General features: G+C 62.6%; 17 protein-coding genes, 1 tRNA gene and 1 pseudogene. 8 read left to right on the top strand and 11 right to left on the bottom strand.

Features of this window, described 5'->3' with window-relative positions; translation table 11 throughout:
* Nucleotides 1-42 precede the first annotated feature (42 nt).
* Entirely contained in the window at nt 43-705 is a 663-nt protein-coding gene (gene phoU, locus O148_RS0113015; RefSeq protein WP_026531269.1) for a phosphate signaling complex protein PhoU, read from the top strand.
* Here the strand turns inward: phoU and O148_RS0113020 are convergent.
* Together O148_RS0113020 and O148_RS0113025 are read right to left on the bottom strand one after the other, a co-directional pair.
* Nucleotides 702-1,526, bottom strand: a complete 825-nt coding sequence (locus O148_RS0113020) for an aminoglycoside phosphotransferase/kinase family protein (RefSeq protein ID WP_026531270.1) — start codon at nt 1,524-1,526, stop codon at nt 702-704. The two genes, phoU and O148_RS0113020, sit on opposite strands and share 4 nt — an antisense overlap.
* A 183-nt stretch (nt 1,527-1,709) precedes the next feature.
* Nucleotides 1,710-2,465 (bottom strand): phosphoglyceromutase, encoded by a 756-nt coding sequence (locus O148_RS0113025; RefSeq protein WP_026531271.1) that lies wholly within the window; start codon nt 2,463-2,465, stop codon nt 1,710-1,712.
* A gap of 49 nt (nt 2,466-2,514) precedes the next feature.
* Between O148_RS0113025 and O148_RS0113030 the strand changes: the two genes are divergently transcribed.
* Nucleotides 2,515-3,330, top strand: coding sequence for a class I SAM-dependent methyltransferase (locus tag O148_RS0113030; protein ID WP_420805798.1), 816 nt, complete (start codon nt 2,515-2,517; stop codon nt 3,328-3,330).
* A 52-nt stretch (nt 3,331-3,382) separates the two neighbouring features.
* Here O148_RS0113030 and O148_RS0113035 read toward each other — a convergent pair whose 3' ends face one another.
* Both O148_RS0113035 and O148_RS0113040 read right to left on the bottom strand, forming a co-directional pair.
* Nucleotides 3,383-3,727, bottom strand: a complete 345-nt coding sequence (locus O148_RS0113035) for a DUF2516 family protein (RefSeq protein ID WP_035746163.1) — start codon at nt 3,725-3,727, stop codon at nt 3,383-3,385.
* The gene (locus O148_RS0113040; protein WP_026531274.1) at nt 3,724-4,947 is read right to left on the bottom strand and encodes a trans-sulfuration enzyme family protein; all 1,224 of its coding nucleotides are present in this window, start codon (nt 4,945-4,947) and stop codon (nt 3,724-3,726) included. Before O148_RS0113040 ends, O148_RS0113035 begins: the two co-directional genes overlap by 4 nt.
* 53 nt (nt 4,948-5,000) lie before the next feature.
* On the opposite strand from O148_RS0113040, the gene tmk reads away from it, so the two are divergent.
* From tmk to O148_RS16620, 3 genes are all read left to right on the top strand, one after another.
* Nucleotides 5,001-5,681: a dTMP kinase gene (gene tmk / locus O148_RS0113045; protein ID WP_240470870.1), complete on the top strand. Its 681-nt coding sequence runs from the start codon at nt 5,001-5,003 to the stop codon at nt 5,679-5,681.
* On the top strand, nt 5,678-6,826 hold the full coding sequence (locus tag O148_RS0113050) for a DNA polymerase III subunit delta' (RefSeq protein ID WP_026531276.1): 1,149 nt from the start codon (nt 5,678-5,680) through the stop codon (nt 6,824-6,826). The genes tmk and O148_RS0113050 overlap by 4 nt, the downstream gene beginning before the upstream one ends.
* Nucleotides 6,827-6,930: 104 nt before the next feature.
* Nucleotides 6,931-8,505 (top strand): alpha/beta hydrolase, encoded by a 1,575-nt coding sequence (locus tag O148_RS16620; protein WP_084157312.1) that lies wholly within the window; start codon nt 6,931-6,933, stop codon nt 8,503-8,505.
* 7 nt (nt 8,506-8,512) lie between these two features.
* Here the strand turns inward: O148_RS16620 and O148_RS0113060 are convergent, their stop codons facing one another.
* Together O148_RS0113060 and O148_RS0113065 are read right to left on the bottom strand one after the other, a co-directional pair.
* The gene (locus O148_RS0113060; RefSeq protein WP_026531277.1) at nt 8,513-9,220 is read right to left on the bottom strand and encodes an HAD-IA family hydrolase; all 708 of its coding nucleotides are present in this window, start codon (nt 9,218-9,220) and stop codon (nt 8,513-8,515) included.
* 179 nt (nt 9,221-9,399) lie between these two features.
* Nucleotides 9,400-10,998, bottom strand: a complete 1,599-nt coding sequence (locus O148_RS0113065; protein WP_084157313.1) for an MFS transporter — start codon at nt 10,996-10,998, stop codon at nt 9,400-9,402.
* A gap of 161 nt (nt 10,999-11,159) precedes the next feature.
* Between O148_RS0113065 and O148_RS0113070 the strand changes: the two genes are divergently transcribed.
* Nucleotides 11,160-11,690 (top strand): TetR/AcrR family transcriptional regulator, encoded by a 531-nt coding sequence (locus O148_RS0113070; protein ID WP_026531279.1) that lies wholly within the window; start codon nt 11,160-11,162, stop codon nt 11,688-11,690.
* Between the two features lie 59 nt (nt 11,691-11,749).
* A tRNA-Thr gene (locus tag O148_RS0113075) sits at nt 11,750-11,825 on the top strand.
* A gap of 187 nt (nt 11,826-12,012) precedes the next feature.
* On the opposite strand, the gene O148_RS0113080 is transcribed toward O148_RS0113075, so the two are convergent.
* The 5 genes and pseudogenes from O148_RS0113080 to O148_RS17230 form a co-directional block, all read right to left on the bottom strand.
* Nucleotides 12,013-12,846 (bottom strand): aldo/keto reductase, encoded by an 834-nt coding sequence (locus O148_RS0113080; RefSeq protein ID WP_026531280.1) that lies wholly within the window; start codon nt 12,844-12,846, stop codon nt 12,013-12,015.
* Nucleotides 12,847-12,883: 37 nt separating this feature from the next.
* Nucleotides 12,884-13,333 (bottom strand): hypothetical protein, encoded by a 450-nt coding sequence (locus O148_RS0113085; protein ID WP_026531281.1) that lies wholly within the window; start codon nt 13,331-13,333, stop codon nt 12,884-12,886.
* A gap of 27 nt (nt 13,334-13,360) precedes the next feature.
* A pseudogene (locus tag O148_RS17440) lies at nt 13,361-13,681 on the bottom strand (proteasome activator); the annotation flags it as partial.
* Nucleotides 13,682-13,813: 132 nt separating this feature from the next.
* The gene (locus O148_RS0113095; protein ID WP_026531282.1) at nt 13,814-14,416 is read right to left on the bottom strand and encodes a response regulator transcription factor; all 603 of its coding nucleotides are present in this window, start codon (nt 14,414-14,416) and stop codon (nt 13,814-13,816) included.
* Nucleotides 14,391-15,695, bottom strand: coding sequence for a histidine kinase (locus O148_RS17230; protein ID WP_169737538.1), 1,305 nt, complete (start codon nt 15,693-15,695; stop codon nt 14,391-14,393). The genes O148_RS0113095 and O148_RS17230 overlap by 26 nt, the downstream gene beginning before the upstream one ends.
* Nucleotides 15,696-15,837: 142 nt before the next feature.
* Between O148_RS17230 and O148_RS0113105 the strand changes: the two genes are divergently transcribed.
* Entirely contained in the window at nt 15,838-16,839 is a 1,002-nt protein-coding gene (locus tag O148_RS0113105) for an ABC transporter ATP-binding protein (protein WP_075204370.1), read from the top strand.
* Nucleotides 16,840-16,846 lie beyond the last annotated feature (7 nt).

Genomic DNA, 16,846 nt, shown 5'->3' on the forward strand with positions numbered 1-16,846 from the left:
TGAGAACCACTGTGTCAATCAGCACTGTGAAAGGACGGCGCAATGCGCAAGGTGTTTCAAGCCGAGCTCGCTCAGATCGGCGACGAACTGACCGAGATTTCATCCCTGGTTTCCCAGGCGATTGTCAACGCCACAAACGCGCTGGAAACTGCCGATACCGAGTTGGCTCAAGAGGTCATCGCCAATGACGCGCGGATCGACTTCCTGCAAAACGATCTCGACGAGCGTGCAATCGACGTGCTGGCATTGCAGGGGCCGGTTGCCAGCGATTTGCGCATGATTGTGGGGGCGCTGCGCATGAGCGCCTCGCTGGAGCGCATGGGCGATCTTGCCCGTCACGTCGCGCAAATTACCCGGTTGCGTTACCCGGACCACGCCCTGCCGGAGGCTGTTCGACCTACCTTTGCCGAAATGGCGCAACTGGATATTGAGATCGCGAAGAAGGTCACCGAGCTACTGGAAACTCGGGATCTCAAGTTGGCCCAGGACATCCAGAAGGCGAATTCGCGGATCGACGAATTGCACGCGAGCGTGTTCACCACGATTGCCGCGCCGGACTGGGATGCGCCGGCACCCACTACCGTCGATGTCACGCTGGCGAGCCGGTACTTTGAGCGTTTTGCGGATCACGGCGTGTCCGTTTCCCGCAAGGTGACGTATTTGGTCACTGGCGAATGGGATCCGAGCTTTGAGGGGCTCGGCTAACCGATATTTGGTGGCCCTGCGGTCAGATCGTGTAGCTGTTGGAGAACCGTTTCCCTGTTACGTACCAGCCAGGCGGCGCTTCGCGATCTCCAGGCAAGGCGCCATGCCGCGTTTTGGGGTTCCTGTGGTCCAGGCGTCGGTGAAATGGAAAGCCGTGTCGCCTCATATGCGGCATCCCTGATGGCGTAGTCGCTCATTCTGGAGACGATTGATGGCCAGTCGATGGACGGCACCCCATAACCGGAGAGGAATGCGGCAAGTCCCCGCACCTTTTCGTGGAGAGAGCTTCGCGACGTGGTGGAGTCAACGTCCGGATCGTGAAATCTCACATTGAGCCAGGCGGTCGCAGCTAGCTCGTCTCCTCGCACTATTGGTCCGGCAAACTCCCAGTCGATGAGAGCTATGTCGCCGTTTGGTGTCTTGATGACGTTCCACGGTCCGGTATCGCCGTGGCCATAAACGATGTCGTTCAGCTGGATTTGCTGCGTGTACCTGACTCCCTCAGCGTTGGCCTCTGCCCTGAACTCGAACGGTTGCCAGACGTCGCGATTTGGGTCGGCGGGAGAGAAACCTGCGTCATGAATCCGACGCAACAGAACTCCTAAGCCATGCAATTGCCCTTCGGTAAAGACCTGGGAACCCATCGACTCGCCGTCGATAAAGGTAACGCTTTCCAGCCCTTCCTCGGCGCACGCTGGGCGAGGTATCCCGCCAATTCCCTTGGCCAGGAGATGTTCAAGATAACGAGCGACCGTTAGCGACCACGGTTTCACTTCGCGGGTGACTAATTCGGGACCCACGTCGACTTTCTCATCTGCCACTTGCTGAACTCCTGGGTTTGCCGAATCGTGCAGGATGACGCAGTGATTAGCGTATCCCAATCACTAGCGGGAGTGGAAGGCTGCCGCTTAGCAAAAGTTGGCGCAGATTAACGAAAGTGACCGGAATTCCGGTCACTTTCGTTAATCTGCGCCTACTACTTTGAGGGGAGGGATGTAGCGCCCTTACTTCTTGCCCTGGTTCGCCACGGCTTGAATCGCCTCCGCGGCAGCTTCTGGGTCCAGGTACTCCGCGGGCTTGGTCGGCTTGAAATTCTCATCCAGCGTGTACACGAGCGGAATGCCGGTCGGGATATTGAGCCCGGCGATGTCCTCATCGCTGATCCCGTCCAGTTCCTTCACGAGCGCGCGCAAGGAATTGCCGTGGGCCGCGATCAGCACCGTCTTCCCCGAGGCCAACTCCGGCTTAATCTCCGAATCCCAGTAAGGGTTCAGCCGCTCAATCACATTCTTGAGCGCCTCGGTGCGGGGCAACTCGTCGCCGAGATCCGCGTACTGCGGGTCGCCCGATTGGCTCCATTGGCTCGAATCCTCGAGCGGGGGCGGCGGCACATCGAAACTGCGGCGCCACAGCATGAACTGCTCTTCGCCATACTCGGCCAGCGTCTCCGCCTTGTTCTTCCCCTGCAGCGCGCCATAGTGCCGTTCATTCAACCGCCACGAGCGCTTGACCGGAATCCACTGCCGATCCGCCGCGGCGAGCGCCAATTGCGCGGTAAAAATGGCTCGCTTTTGCAAGGACGTGAACACCATGTCCGGCAACAGCCCGGCCTCGCTCAACAGTTCACCGCCGCGAATGGCTTCGGCGCGGCCTTGGTCGGTCAAATCGACATCGACCCAGCCGGTGAACAGGTTCTTTTCATTCCAGTCGCTCTGACCGTGACGCAACAAGATCAGCGTGTATTCTTTCGGTTCGCTCATACTCCCAGTCTGCCCTATCGCCGCCGAAGAGAAGAACCCGCGTTACCCTATATTTGTGCCAGCGCCCCGCCCTTCCTCAACCGGTTCCGCGGTCTCGTCACCCATCGGCTCCCCCACTCGCGGCACCACCAACCCAAACCGTCTGCGCCGCATGGATCGCTGGCTGGTGGACACTCAGCACCGCCGCTGGGCGCACCAGGACAATCCGCTCTTCGTCGACCTCGGCTATGGCGCCAACGCCACGACTGCCCTTGAGCTCTTCGACCGCTTGCGCCGCCGCACCCCGGATGCCGAGGTCATCGGCATCGAAATCGACCAGCACCGCGTCGCGGCCGCGCTCCCCCTTGCCCGCCCTGGCCTCACCTTCCAACGCGGCGGTTTTGAGCTCGGCACCGACCGGCCGCCGCTGGTGGTCCGCGCGTTCAACGTGTTGCGCCAATACCCCGAGAGCGAGTACGCCGCGCATTGGGCCACCGTCACCGATCGCCTCGCGCCGGGCGGCCTCTTTATCGACGGCACGTGCGACGAAATCGGCCGCCGCGCCGCCTGGATCGCAATCGGCAAAATAGGCCCGGAGAGCCTGAGCATCTCAATGCGCTTCGGCAGTTTCGAGCTGCCATCGGATATCGCCGAGCGCCTCCCCAAAGCGCTCATCCACCGCAACGTCCCCGGCGAGCGCATCCACGCGCTCCTCGCCGCCATGGACGCGGCGTGGACCGTCAACGCGCCGCTTGCCAGTTTCGGCAATCGCCAACGGTGGATTGCAATGTGCCGGGCACTCAAAGACTCCGGGGTCCCGGTATTGGGCGGGGTGTCTCGGTGGCGGCTCGGCGAGGTCACGATTGCGTGGGACGCATTGGCCTAAAGACGTACGACGGCGTTGCTCACCCAGTTGCCTCACACACCGGGCATTGGGGTTACCAGCGCGGGTTGGCGCTCGGGCGGCCGCCGTTGCCGTACAGGTTGAGCGCTGGCTTCACATCGGCGAGATACACGGCGGACGCGGTGACGGCGGCAATGGAGAGGATCAGGCCGAACACTTGGAACGGTCCAAGCGAACCGAACGTACTCAACACTCCGACCAGTAGCGCCCCGGCGCACATACCTAGCCAGAATGGCTGGGTCCGTTTGTCGGCCCGCTCAAACTCGACTGGCTTGCGTCGAATCACGTCAAAGAGGGCCCACGCCTCGATAGCGATGGCGATAACATTCAGCCCAAGAGTAATCCACCAGAGCAGTTGGCCCACAATGTAGAGAGTCATGACTCCAAGCTTACGGGGTCAATCTGTGCGAGAGCAGCCTCTAGGTCGCGCCATAAATCCTCCGGATGCTCCAATCCGACCGAAAGGCGAGTCAAGTTATCGGCGACTGTGCCCGGCTCGCTGGAGTGTCGCCGTCGTCTTTCAATGCTGGATTCCACCCCGCCCAAGGAGGTCGCCGGAACCCACAACCGCAAGGCGGCGATGAACCGGTCCGCGTCTTCGGCCCCGCGGCCGATCTGCGCGGCGAGCATCGCGCCACCGGGCAACCCGAGCGAGGCGATGGTCTTCGCATCCGGGTGGTCGGCAAGCCCGGGATAGCTGACGTTACTCACCGCGGCGTGCGCAGCAAGACGTTCGGCGAGGAATTGGGCGGTGCGCGATTGCGCGCCGAGGCGCACCGCAAGCGTGCGGATGCCGCGCAACACGAGCCATGCGTCCATGGGAGACGGAATGCTTCCCGCCAGGGTGCGGTGCTGGTGCAGGCGTCCGCGCAGTTGAGCCGTCGCGGGAGTGAGCGCGCCGAGGATGACGTCCGAGTGCCCGGAGAGATACTTGGTCGCCGAGTGGAGCGCGAGGTCGGCGCCCCATTCGAGCGGGCGGGCGGCGAGCGGGGTGGCGATCGTGGAGTCGACGACTGTGAGCGCTCCGGCATCGCGGGCCGCTTTGATGAGCGCTCTCGCGTCGGGAACGCGCAGGAGCGGGTTGGACGGGATTTCCAGCCAGAGGAGCGCGTGAGGGTTGGTTGGCGGGCTGGCTTGGGGGTTAGTTTGCGGGGTAGCAGGCAGGTTGGCTAGTGTGCGGGCGAGCGCCGCCGGGGTCAGCTCGGCGGGTTGAAGGGTCTGCAGTCGGATCCGGCCGGCGTCCGCCATTTCCTGCGCAAGAGCCAACGAACCGTTATATGCCGAATCCGGCATAAGCACTAGTCCCCCTTGCTTTACGAGGTTGAGGGCGGCTGCGACGGCGGCCATACCGGAACCGAAAACCAGCGCATCCTCACCCAGGGACGCGGGGTGCTCCAGCGCGCCAATGGTCGCCTCCAGCGCCTCCCAGGTCGAATTGGAAAAACGCCCATAGACCCGGTTGTCGCCTTGACCGGTCGGACCCGCGGAAACAAAGGTTGACGAGTAACTGATCGGCACGTTCACCGCAGCGCCGTCCTCGCGCGGCGGACGCCCGGAAATGATCGCGAGCGTCTCGGGGTGAAGGTCGCTGGGGTGCATGCTCTCAGGGTAATCGAGCCCGAATGTCAGCGCACGTGGGTACGCTATAGTCCGTGACGCAATTCGACATTCCTTCCGATCCGACCGCCCGGCGACTGCCCGGGATTTTCATCGCATTGGAAGGCGGTGACGGTGCGGGCAAGTCCACGCAAAGCGAGGCGCTCGCGGCGCACGTTCAGGCGCGCGGATTCGAGGCGGTTCGCACCCGGGAGCCGGGTGGCACGGAGATTTCCGAGAAGTTGCGCGCGCTGGTTTTGGAGCACGGGCACGGTGAGATCGATGCGCGCACCGAGGCGCTCATCTTCGCCGCCGCGCGGGCCGCGCACGTCGAGCAGTTGGTGTTGCCCGCGCTCGCCGAGGGCCGCGTGGTCATTACCGACCGTTACGTGGATTCCTCGATCGCCTACCAGGGCGTGGGCCGCGAATTGGGCGTCGCGCCGGTGACACTCATCAACGATTTCGCGACCGCAGGGTTGCGCCCGGATCTCACCGTGTTGCTGGATGTTCCTCTCGAGGTGGCAAAAGCACGACGGCGTTCCCTCCACAGTGCCGATGACCGCCTTGAAGCCGAGGCGGATAGTTTTCATGAAAACATTCGGGAGGCTTTTTTGCGGATCGCCGAGTCCCACCCGGCCTCTTATGTGGTTATTGACGCAGGCAAAACGCCCGAAGAGATCAGCGCGGTCATCGCTCGGCGGGTCGACGAGTTATTGAACTCACGGGAGCGGGTATGAGCGTTTGGGATGAGCTGGTTGGCCAGCCCATGGTGGTTGATCAGCTGCGCGCGGCCGCGGCACTCGAACGGCCGACGCACGCGTGGCTGTTCACCGGGCCGCCGGGCTCTGGCCGCTCCAATGCGGCGCTCGCCTTTGCCGCTGCCCTGCAATGCGAGCAAGCAGACCCCTCCCTGCGCGGTTGCGGGGAGTGCAAGGCGTGCCGCTCGGTGCTAGCCCGCACCCACCCGGATGTGCAGATCACCGCAACCGAAGCGGTCACCATCAAGATCGAGGAAGCACGAGCCCTCGTTTCTGGCGCGTTTGATAAGCCCGCCACCGGCCGTTGGCGGATCCTCATTGTCGAAGACGCCGATCGCATGTTGGAGCGCTCCACCAATGTGCTCCTCAAGGCCATCGAAGAACCGCCGCCGCACACCATCTGGATGCTGTGCGCACCGAGCCCCGCGGACGTGCTCGTCACAATTCGTTCACGCTGCCGACCGGTGCGCCTCTCGGTACCTCCGGTTGCCGATGTGGCGCGGCTCTTGGTGGAACGCGATGGCGCCGACCCGCAAGTTGCCGGAGTGGCCGCGCGCCTGGCGCAAAGCCATGTCGGCATTGCACGTCGGCTTGCCGCCGATGACGACGCCCGCAAACGCAGGCAGGACATCGTGGCACTGCCTGGACGCCTTCACTCCATTTCAGATGCGATGGCGGCGGCGCGCTCTTTGGTGACCTTGGCGGATGAGGAGGCGGCTTCATCGCTGGCGGATCGGGATGCGACCGAGCGCGAGCAACTCTTAAAGACTCTTGGCGCTCCGGAGTCCGGGCCGCTACCCCCGGCGTTGCGAAGCCAGGTAAAGCGGCTAGAGGAGGAGCAGACGCGGCGGGCTAAGCGTTCCAAGAACGACTATTACGACCGCGCCCTCACGGACCTGCTGTCCTTTTACCGCGACGTGTTGGTGGTGCAGTTGGCGAGGGGGGAGAGCGTCGGCATCATTAACCAGGAGATCGAGGGCACGGTACGGGATATCGCCGAGCAGGGATCGGCGCTGGACACTTTGCGGCGTATTGACGCGATCAACACGGTCCGGACGCGGCTCACCAAGACCAATGTTGCCCCGCAATTGGCTATCGAGGCGATGACGCTAGCGCTTCTCTAGCGTCGCTGGGGAAATGCCGGTAGCCGGTGTCAATGCGGAAAAAGTCGGACAAAGCTGAGATATTGGGCTAAGACTTTTGCGATCGAAACGTTTGGAGCTCGGCGATGCCTGACTTGACCCCCGCACACCGTAAGCGGCATCGAAAAGGCGAGCAACGCCGTCGTTCATCATTGATCGCTGCACTCATGGCGCTCACCCTTGCGCTGGCCGGATGTGTCGGCGCGCCCGCGGCCCCCGACGGCAAGACATTTACCGCCGATCCTGAAATTATCGGCTCCATTCCGGATAACTTGCGAGAATTTTACACGCAACAGGTGGAATGGAAGAGTTGTGAGAATAGTTACCAATGCGCAACGATCAAAGTTCCCCTAGATTACGCGAATCCGGGAGACCGCAGTATTACGCTGGAAATTATCAAGTCGCCGGCGCGAGGCGAGAAAAAGGGATCGCTACTCATTAACCCCGGGGGGCCCGGCGGCTCTGGCGTGGACTCTGTCCTCGAGAGCGCGCAGGCGCTCACAACGCAGCCGGTACGCGACGCATATGATGTGGTCGGTTTCGACCCGCGCGGCGTCAAGCGTTCAACGCCCGTGACCTGCTATGACGCGCAAGGCACCGACAAGTATCGCGCCACCTACAATGATCCCAGCACACCCGAGGGGATGGCGGCCGCGCGGGAGGTTGCCAAGGCTTTCGGGCAGGCCTGCGCCGATAATTCCAAGGGTATTTTGGACTATGTCGGTACCGAGAATGCCGCACGGGACATGGATATTATTCGTGCCCTTGTGGGAGATAAGAAGCTCAATTATCTGGGGTTTTCCTATGGGACGCTACTTGGCGCGACCTATGCCAACATTTTTCCAAAGAACGTTGGACGTTTTGTGCTCGATGGTGCGGTTGACCCGTCCATCAGTTCTTCGGAATTGACGTTGGGTCAGGCGGCCGGATTTGAAAAAGCATTCCGCGCGTATGTGACCGATTGCATGAGCGGGTCCGACTGTCCGCTGACCGGGTCGGTCGATGAGGGGTTGGCGACCATCAAATCCCTGATTGAGGAGGCGACGGCGCAACCGCTTCAAGCTCGCGATGGGCGGATGGTCAACGGTTCGCTCATGGTTTCCGGGCTCATTTTGCCGCTGTATTCGCAGGCGAATTGGCCGGCGCTGACGCAGGCTCTCGAAGAGCTCGTGTCCAGGCGGGACCCGACCACGGTGTTGCTGCTCGCGGATTTGAGCGCCGACCGCGAAGCGGATGGCACCTATAGCGGGAACTCGATGAACGCGTTTACCGCGGTGAATTGTTTGGACTACCCAGCAGATGCGAGCGATGAGCAGATGCGGGCGCAGGCGGCACAGTTGGAGAAGGTGTCGCCGACGATCGGCAAGTATTTGGCGTACGGGGATGTGGGATGTCAGGAGTGGCCGGTCAAGGCAAACCGGACGCCCGCACCGATTAGCGCCGAAGGAGCGGGGGACATTCTGGTTGTTGGCACGACCGGCGATCCGGCCACCCCGTACGAGTGGTCGGTGTCCTTGGCAGATCAGTTATCTTCCGGGACGTTGCTCACCTATGAGGGTGAAGGACACACCGCGTATGGGCGGGCGAATGCGTGCCTGAATGATGCGGTCGATAAGTACTTGCTGGATGGGACCGTGCCCGCAGCAGGGATGCGGTGCTAATAGGCCGTTAAGCGGGACGCGCGTAACGGGCGCGCTCGGTATCCAGCCATGCCGGTACATCGCGGATGGACGGGACCACGGCCTTCGCGCCGGCGAGCGTCAATTCCGTTTCCGTGTGCGCTCCGGTGGGTACGCCAATCACGTCGAGAGAGCCCGCCCTCAATCCGGCGACGATGTCGGAGGGCGCGTCGCCCACGACCATCACCTGACGCACATCGTTAATGTCCAGGGCGAGGATCGCGGTCAGGATCATATCCGGATAGGGTCGGCCGCGTCCGGCATCCGATGGGCACAGGCTGAGGTCGGCAAGCCCCATCCACCCCAGGGATTCCAAGATCTGATTTTGGGTGTGGCGGGCGAGCCCGGTCATGAGGCAGATCTGTAGCCCGCGTTCCCTGAGCGCATTGATCGCGTCCTCCGCGCCAGGAATCGGCTGGACTCCGAGGGCGGCGAGGTGGCTGTCGTAGGCATTTTCAAAGGCCCGGTTGAACTCGGGGGCGCGGTTGCCGAAGAAATGCTCAAAGACCTTGATCTTGGGGATGCCCGAGTGCGCTTTGGCGTAACGGCGCACATTGGCGATCTGATCGGTGCCGGTGCGTGCGTCAACGGATTGCAGGGTTTCGGTCAGAGCTGCGTCATGCACCGCTGACTCGTCAATGGTTGTGCCGCCCATATCCAGAACCGCCAAAGCGATCCTGCTCGCGTTGACCGACATGCCACCGACCTTTCAGTTCTCGCCGCAGGTTATTCGCGGACATCGTGAGGAGGCGCGCATGTGTACGCGCGCCTCCTCAAGTGTGATGTTCCTACGCTTCCCCTCGCTGACCGCGAGGCAACCGCCGGGTAAACACCTGTGTAATTCGGGTTCCCGCCGGTGGCTCGGGGCACCGTGGCTTAGTGTTCAGCGGCGCTTGCGGCGTCGACGGCGAGATCTTTCGGCAACGTCTTCCAGGCAAGGAGCGCAATGCCGAGCATGAGCGCCGACGCGATGATGCCGAGCACCGTGAAGCCGTTCAGGAATGCGCCCTGAGCCGATTCGGTCAGCGCCTTCGCCGCAGCCGGGTTCGGTACATCGCTGGCGATCTCCATGGCACCGCCCAGGGTGGAGCGGGCCTTGTCGGCTAGATCCGCGCCGAGGGTTGCCGGGACGTCAATGGCCGCGCGATACACCACCGCGAGGATGCTACCGAGGATAGCAACACCCAAGGCGTGGCCCATCTCATACGCGGTTTCGGCCACGGCGGCGGCCGAGCCGGCTCGCTCTGGCTGCACCGAGCCCATGATCGCGTCGCTGGAGAGCGCATAGGAGAGGCCTGTGCCGAACCCGAGAACAAACATTCCGGCGCCCAAGACAATCACCGGCATGTGCGCGCCGGCGACCACGGCGATGGCAAAGCCCACCGCCACGAGCGTCATCCCGATGGTGATCGCAGGGCGAACACCGATCTTTTTCGCAACGGCGGCCGCGAGCAGCGCAGATCCGGCTTCGGCAACCATGGCCGGGATGAGCCAAAATGCGGCTTCCATCGGCCCCATTCCGAGCACCAACTGCAGGTACTGGGTGATCACAAACAAGCTTCCCGCTAGCGCAAAGATGCTGCCCGTTTGCACCGCGATACCCGTGGAGAAACGCGGATTCTTGAAGAGTTCGACGTCAATCATCGGGTCGCGAAGCACGCGCTGGCGGCGGATAAACACGGCCAAGAACAGGCCGCCCACTGCGGCGCTACCGAGTGTCACCAGATCGAACCCTGACTCCACCATGTGCTTGATCGCAAATACCACCGGCAGGATGCCCGCCAGCGAATACAGCGAGGACAAGATATCGAATTTGGCCGGGTGCGGGTTCCGGGACTCGGGAAGCAAAAACGCTCCGGCAATCACGATCGCCACAATGACGGGCACGTTCACCAGGAATACCGATCCCCACCAGAAGTGCTCCAGCAGGAACCCGCCGGCGATGGGGCCCAGTGCCGCGCCAGCAGAGGCGGCGGCGGACCAGATGCCGATCGCGATCCGGCGCTGGTTGTTGTCACGGAAGATGTCGCGCAACATGGACAAGGTGGAAGGCATGAGGGTTGCACCGGCAATGCCCAGGGCCGCGCGGGCGGCAATGAGCGAGGTCGCATCCGGGGCAAACGCGGCGATGACAGAGGCCACGCCAAAGCCGGCCGAGCCGATGAGCAAGAGCTTCTTGCGGCCAATCTTGTCGCCCAAGGTACCCATGGTGACAAGCAAGCCGGCCAGAACAAACGAATAGACGTCAATGATCCACAGCATCTCGGATGCGCTGGGTTCCAGCGCCCGGCTGAGCGATGGGACGGCAAAACCAAGAATCGTGGAGTCCGCGGCGACCAGCACCACGGGGAGGGTCAACACCGCGAGGCTGATCCACTGGCGGAACCCGGCACGTGGCACACCACCCGATACGGTTCCGTCATTTCGTGTTGGCGCCGCAATAATCTTTTGCGGCGCGGTGTGTAGCTGAGCCATGATTCCTCCTCACGATGGCGCACGGCGGTATCCCGCCGTAAAGAATGTGGTTGAAAGTATCTGAAAATAAAACCGTCCAGTCGGTACAGTAACCAGGATAGCACGAACTTTATTCCGTCCGGCCGGTACAGTGGCCGGCGGGGTTTAAGTAGACTTGCCCCATGGCCTCAGAGACTCGAGACAACATCCTCAACTCGCTTCAGGACATCTTGTCCCGAGAAGGAACCCAAGCGGTCACGCTCGAGGCCGTTGCCGACAACGCCGGAGTCTCCAAGGGCGGTCTGCTCTACCACTTCCCCAGCAAGGAAGCGCTTTACCTTGGGCTCATTGACCGCCTCGATGCGACCGCCCAAGAAGAACTGACCCAGATACGCACCCCCCGCGAGATGGTGCGCTGGTATTTGGACACGTCCGTCCCTGGCGAGACCGAGGACAAGGAACTGTCCCAGTCGGTGCTCGCGGTCTTGCGTTCGGCGGGCGCTGGCAACGATGAGATCCGTGAACGCATCCGCAAGCTCTACGGCCAGTGGGGCAATGAGGTGCGCAAGGTGGTCAAAAACCCGGTTCTCGCCGATGCGATCGTCCTGGTCGGCGACGGCGTGTACATCAACACGCTCTTGGGCCTGGCCGTCCCCGAGGAGAGCCGCCTGGAGAAGCTCTACGCCTGGCTCATCAAAGAAGCGAACCTATAGACGCCGCTTTGACCCACCGCGCACCGCCCGGCTACAGTTATTTCTTGCGTGTTTGACGCGCCACCTTAGCTCAGTCGGTAGAGCGAGTCCCTCGTAAAGACTAGGTCGTCGGTTCGATTCCGACAGGTGGCTCCACAGACTCCAACACGAAAAAGCCCCGCCTCCCACATTCGGGAAGCGGGGCTTTTTCACGCCATCCGGAGCGCCCACCCCTGTGCAGGCTCAAAATCGACTGCACACTCGAAATCGACTGTGCAGATAATGCACACTTTAACGGCGTGTCGCGTGCGTGTTCTGCACAGTCGATGGGGAGGGGTGGGGGTTAGAAGTCGGCGGTCTTGGGGTCGGGGCCGATGCGCCCGTCATCCTTGGACAGGCCGTTGATCGCCTCAACGTCCTCATCATCCAGCTTCACGTCCAGCGCCGCGAAGTTTTCCACGATGCGCTCCGGGGTCACCGACTTCGGGATGACCACATTGCCGAGCGCCAGATGCCAAGCAATGATGACTTGCGCCGGGGTCGCCCCGTGCTTCTCCGCAATCTTGACGATTACCGGATCCTCGAGAACTTCCTTGCCTTGCCCAAGCGGGGACCAGGACTCGTGCAAAATGCCGTGCTCCTTGTGGAACGCGCGCAACTCCTCCTGATTGAAGTAGGGGTGCGTCTCAACCTGGTTGATCGCCGGGGTCACCCCGGTCGCCTCAATGATCTCCCCAAGCTGCTCAATGGGGAAATTGGAGACACCGATCGACTTCACGCGGCCCTGCTTCTGCAACTCCACGAATGCCTTCCACGTATCCACATACTTGCCCTTGGCAATCGCCGGCCAGTGAATCAGGTACAGGTCCAGCTCGTCCAAACCGAGGCGCTGCATGGATTCGTCAAAGGCGGCAAGTGTGGAGTCATAACCTTGATCCTCGTTCCACAGCTTGGTAGTGACAAACACGTCCTCGCGCGGCACGTCGCTTTCGGCCAGAGCCTTGCCCACGCCCTCTTCATTCCCGTAAATCTTGGCGGTATCCACGTGACGGAACCCGGCGTCCAGCGCCTTCCCGACCACGTCTTCGGCAACATCGCTCTCGACCTGCCACACGCCGTACCCCAACTGAGGGATCGAGTTGCCGTCATTAAACTTCAGTTCTGGTGACTTGCTCACGCTGTTCCTTCTCTCGATTTTTTCCGTACAGTCTCGTCTAACTCGCGGCATCCAGGATCAATTCCGATTCCGCGACGTCTCTTTTAACAATGTCCAACCTGAAACGCACCGCGTCTAGATGGGTCGTGGCATCGAGGCGCAATCCTTGCTCGCTTGCCAACCGATAGAGCGCGAGCGCCTCGACCGCGGTGGCCAGCGAGTTGCTCGCCCGCGAGAGCGCGCGGTGCGCATCGGAGAGTTTCCCGGGGACGTCCAAGGTGTACGACGGCGATGCCTCCTGAGCGCGGGCCGCCAACTCCCGCACGTGGCCGGCTAGTTGGACGAGTTCGTTGCCGATCACGACCGCATGGTTGTAATCCTCGGTGTCCTCGATTCCGTCGAGGACCTGGTGGTATCGATCCAGCGAGCGGTCGAATCGGTCCGCCGCTCGCTTCCACACCCCGGTTCCAAGGTCCGGTTGCCGTTGCTTCTTCTTGAACAGTTTCACGCGAGATTCGCCTTGGTGACCACGCGCTTAGAGGTACTGACCCGTGGAGGGGGCATCGCCGTCGTGCTTCTCTTGGGTGTCCCGCAGCTTCGGTGAGCCGGGCGCTTGGCGAACCGGTTCGCCGTCCTCGCCGATGATGACGCCCGCGGCGATGACGGTTTGGATGCCGTGGAAGAGGCCCTCGAGCCACCCGACGAGTTGTGCCTGGGCGATGCGAAGTTCGGATTCGGTGGGTGGCGCGTCGTCGGTGTCGCTCAGTGGAAGGGTGATGCGGCGCAGTTTGTCTTGAAGCTCGGGTGAGAGGCCGTCCTCGAGCTCCTTGAGCGAGCGCTCGTGGATTTCGGCGAGGCCGGTCGGTTCGGTCGGCTCGGTCGGCCAGGTCGGCGCAGTGCCCGCGGGTGCGGTTGCGGCGGGTGCTTGCGATGCGTCGGTCACGGGTTCATTGTGTCAAAATTGCCGGGCGCTGTCTCTACCGGGGCGCTAAATCCAGCCTTGCTGCCAGGCTTGGTCGGCGGCACCGTAGCGGGAGCTTTCGCCGAGTTTGGCCATCGCGGTGGAGACGTAGTTGCGCACAGTTCCCGGCGCGAGGTGCAACTCTTTCGCGATTTCGGCGAGGCTCAGGTTCCGCCGGGTGAGGCGCAGGACGTCCAGTTCACGGTCGGTGAGCGGACTGACTTCCCCGGATAGCGCACTGGCAGCGATGTCCGGGTCCACGTAGCGCTTACCGTGGGCGACATCCCGGATCACCCGCGCAAGCTGTTCGGCGGGGGTGGATTTCGGGACAAAACCGGAGACCTTGGCGGCGAGCGCGCGGCGCAGGACGCCGGGGCGCGCGTGCCGCGTGACGATGATGATCTTGGCCGGGGTGGCGCGAGTGATCTTCTCGGCGGCGTCGATGCCGTCGGTCGGCGGCATTTCCAGGTCGAGGACGCAGACGTCGGGGCGGTGCTCCATTGCGAGTGTCACCGCGTCGGCGGAGTTGTTGGTCTGCGCGAGGATGTCAAAATCGTCTTCGAGGCCAAGTAGGGCGGCAAGGGCGCCGCGGATGAGGTCCTCGTCATCGGCCAACAGGAGGCGGATCATGTCGGGTCTTTCTGCGGTTCGGCGGGGTGGCTCGTTGTGGACTCGGGGGCGCCGCCGGGGCGGGGCGCACTGAGGTGGATGCTGTGGGGACCGTAATGGTCAGGATGAATTCGGTTTCCAGGGCTTTGGTGTCCACGGTGCCGCCGAGTTCGGAGACCCGTTCGCGCAGGGTCTTGAGGCCCGAGCCCGGATTGACCTGCGCGGTGGGGGTGGTGGGTGCGTCATTGCTGATGCGCAAGTCCACGCTGGTGGCGCTCTGGCGCAGGCTGAGCACCACGTGCTTTGCGGCCGAGTGGCGCAAAATATTGGTTGTCGCTTCCCGCACTGCCAGGCCAAGCACCTCAGTCAGAGGTGCCTGGACATCGGTATTGGGTGCATCAATGCGGGCCGAGATCCCGGCGCCTTCCAGCACGCTCACGGCGTTGACCAGTTCGGCGCCGAACTCGGTGTGCCGCATGCCGCGGACCAGGGCGCGGGTATCTTCCATGGTGTTGCGGGCGATGTCTTGAACCTCGCGCATCGCTTCCTCGGCGGCATCCGGGTCCTTCGCCACGAGCCGGGCGGCAAGCTCGGCCTTGAGCGCGATGACTTGCAGGTGGTGGCCCTGAATGTCGTGCAGTTCGCCAGCGATGCGTAGCCGTTCGCGGGCGGTTGCCAACTCCGCTTCGGCGGTGCGTGCCTCGTCCAACTGGAGCATCACCTGCCACCACCAGAACGTGGGCATGATCGTCAGCGGCGGGATCAAGGCAAACAGCACAAAGGAGCCGTAGCTGGCCGAAACCGCTGACGGATTCTGTCCGCTATACCAAAGGTAGAAGGCCAAAATCAGCGCGAGCGCCACCCAAATGATCCGACGCTGCTCTACCGTGGCGGGCAAGAACGCAAAACTGAGCGCCACCGTCAACGGCAGCACCGCCACCGGCCCAAGAAAGGGATCAAAAAACGCGAGCAGGGCAAAGACGGCGGCCAGACCGATCGGCACCCACACCATCTTCAGGCTCGCCAAACCGCGCCCATACATATACCTCGCGGCAAAGAGCACCCGCAGGCACATCCCCGCAATGAGAAGGCTCAGCGCGATCAACGCCACCAGGATCGGTGAACTCGGCGGCTGCTGCTTCACGAGGTAGAGCACCAAGAAGAAGTCGATCAGAAACAGGTACATCACCAGCACAAACGCCACCGACACCCAGGTGTAAATCCAGGCTTGCCGCATCCGTTTGGGCGCCGCGATCGCTCCACGGCTCGCCTCGCGTGCGGTGGCGATCATCTGCTCCATGCTTCCCATCCTAGGGCCGTGACATTTGTCATGAGCTCCATGTGAGGTGTACCCGGCGAACCGGTGACGGCTAGCCACTATAGGAGCCGGACACGTTCGCGAAGACTAGAAACATCAGCTCGACACCGAAAGAGAGGCGGCCATGACCATCACCCAGACCGAACAACCTGCACGGCAGGTGGACCCGGAAGCCCAGGCGATCCAGGCGGAAAACCTCGTGGTCAAGTACGGCGATTTCACCGCCGTCAAAGGGATCAACTTGAGCGTCAAGACCGGTGAGTTTTACGCCCTGTTGGGCACCAATGGGGCCGGAAAGACGACCACCCTCGAAACGCTCGAGGGACAGCGCAAGGCGAGCTCCGGCGTCGCACATCTTTTCGGTATGGACTCCTACGCGCACCGCGCCAAGCTGGCCGGGCGCCTCGGGGTCATGCTGCAAAGCGCCGGACTCGCCGAGGATCTCACGGTTGCCGAGACGGCGCGGATGTGGCTCGAGCTGAACAGCGTTGGACTCTCATCCGCGGCGGTGCGATCGCGGGTTGCCGAGGCGCTTGCCGGGCTGAAGCTCACCGACAAAGCGGACGTGCGTGTGCGCAAACTCTCCGGTGGGCAGCGCCGCCGCCTGGACCTCGTGATGGCGACGATCAATGAGCCGGATCTGCTGTTTTTGGATGAGCCCACCACCGGGCTGGATCCGGAATCGCGGGACCGCACCTGGGCGCATATTCAGAAAATGCACGACGGCGGCACAACAGTCATCCTCACCACGCACTATCTCGAGGAGGCCGAGTCCATGGCCGATCGCCTCGCGATCATGCACGAGGGGCGGATCGCGCTGGAGGGCTCGCTCACCGAGGTGCTGGCCAGCCAGCCGGCGAACATTTCGTTTGCCGTGCCGGGCGAGCTGGTTGATGGGGTTCTTGGTGGGTTGGAAAGCCGCGGTTCAGCGGCGCTGACGCCGCGCGGCGAGGTGACACAGGTGGCGTTGCGGCCCGCGGATTTGCAAGGCGAGCTTTACCGCTTGCTTTCTCGAGCCGATGCGTTGGGTGTGGAACTGGAGAATTTGCGGGCGTCGGAGGCATCCCTTGCCGAGGTTTTCCGTCAGATCAGTCAGACGAGCGGCGACGCCGCCGAGGAAGCGTAAGGAGAGA

The sequence above is a fragment of the Haematomicrobium sanguinis DSM 21259 genome (assembly GCF_000688395.1).
Lineage (GTDB): Bacteria > Actinomycetota > Actinomycetes > Actinomycetales > Micrococcaceae > Haematomicrobium > Haematomicrobium sanguinis.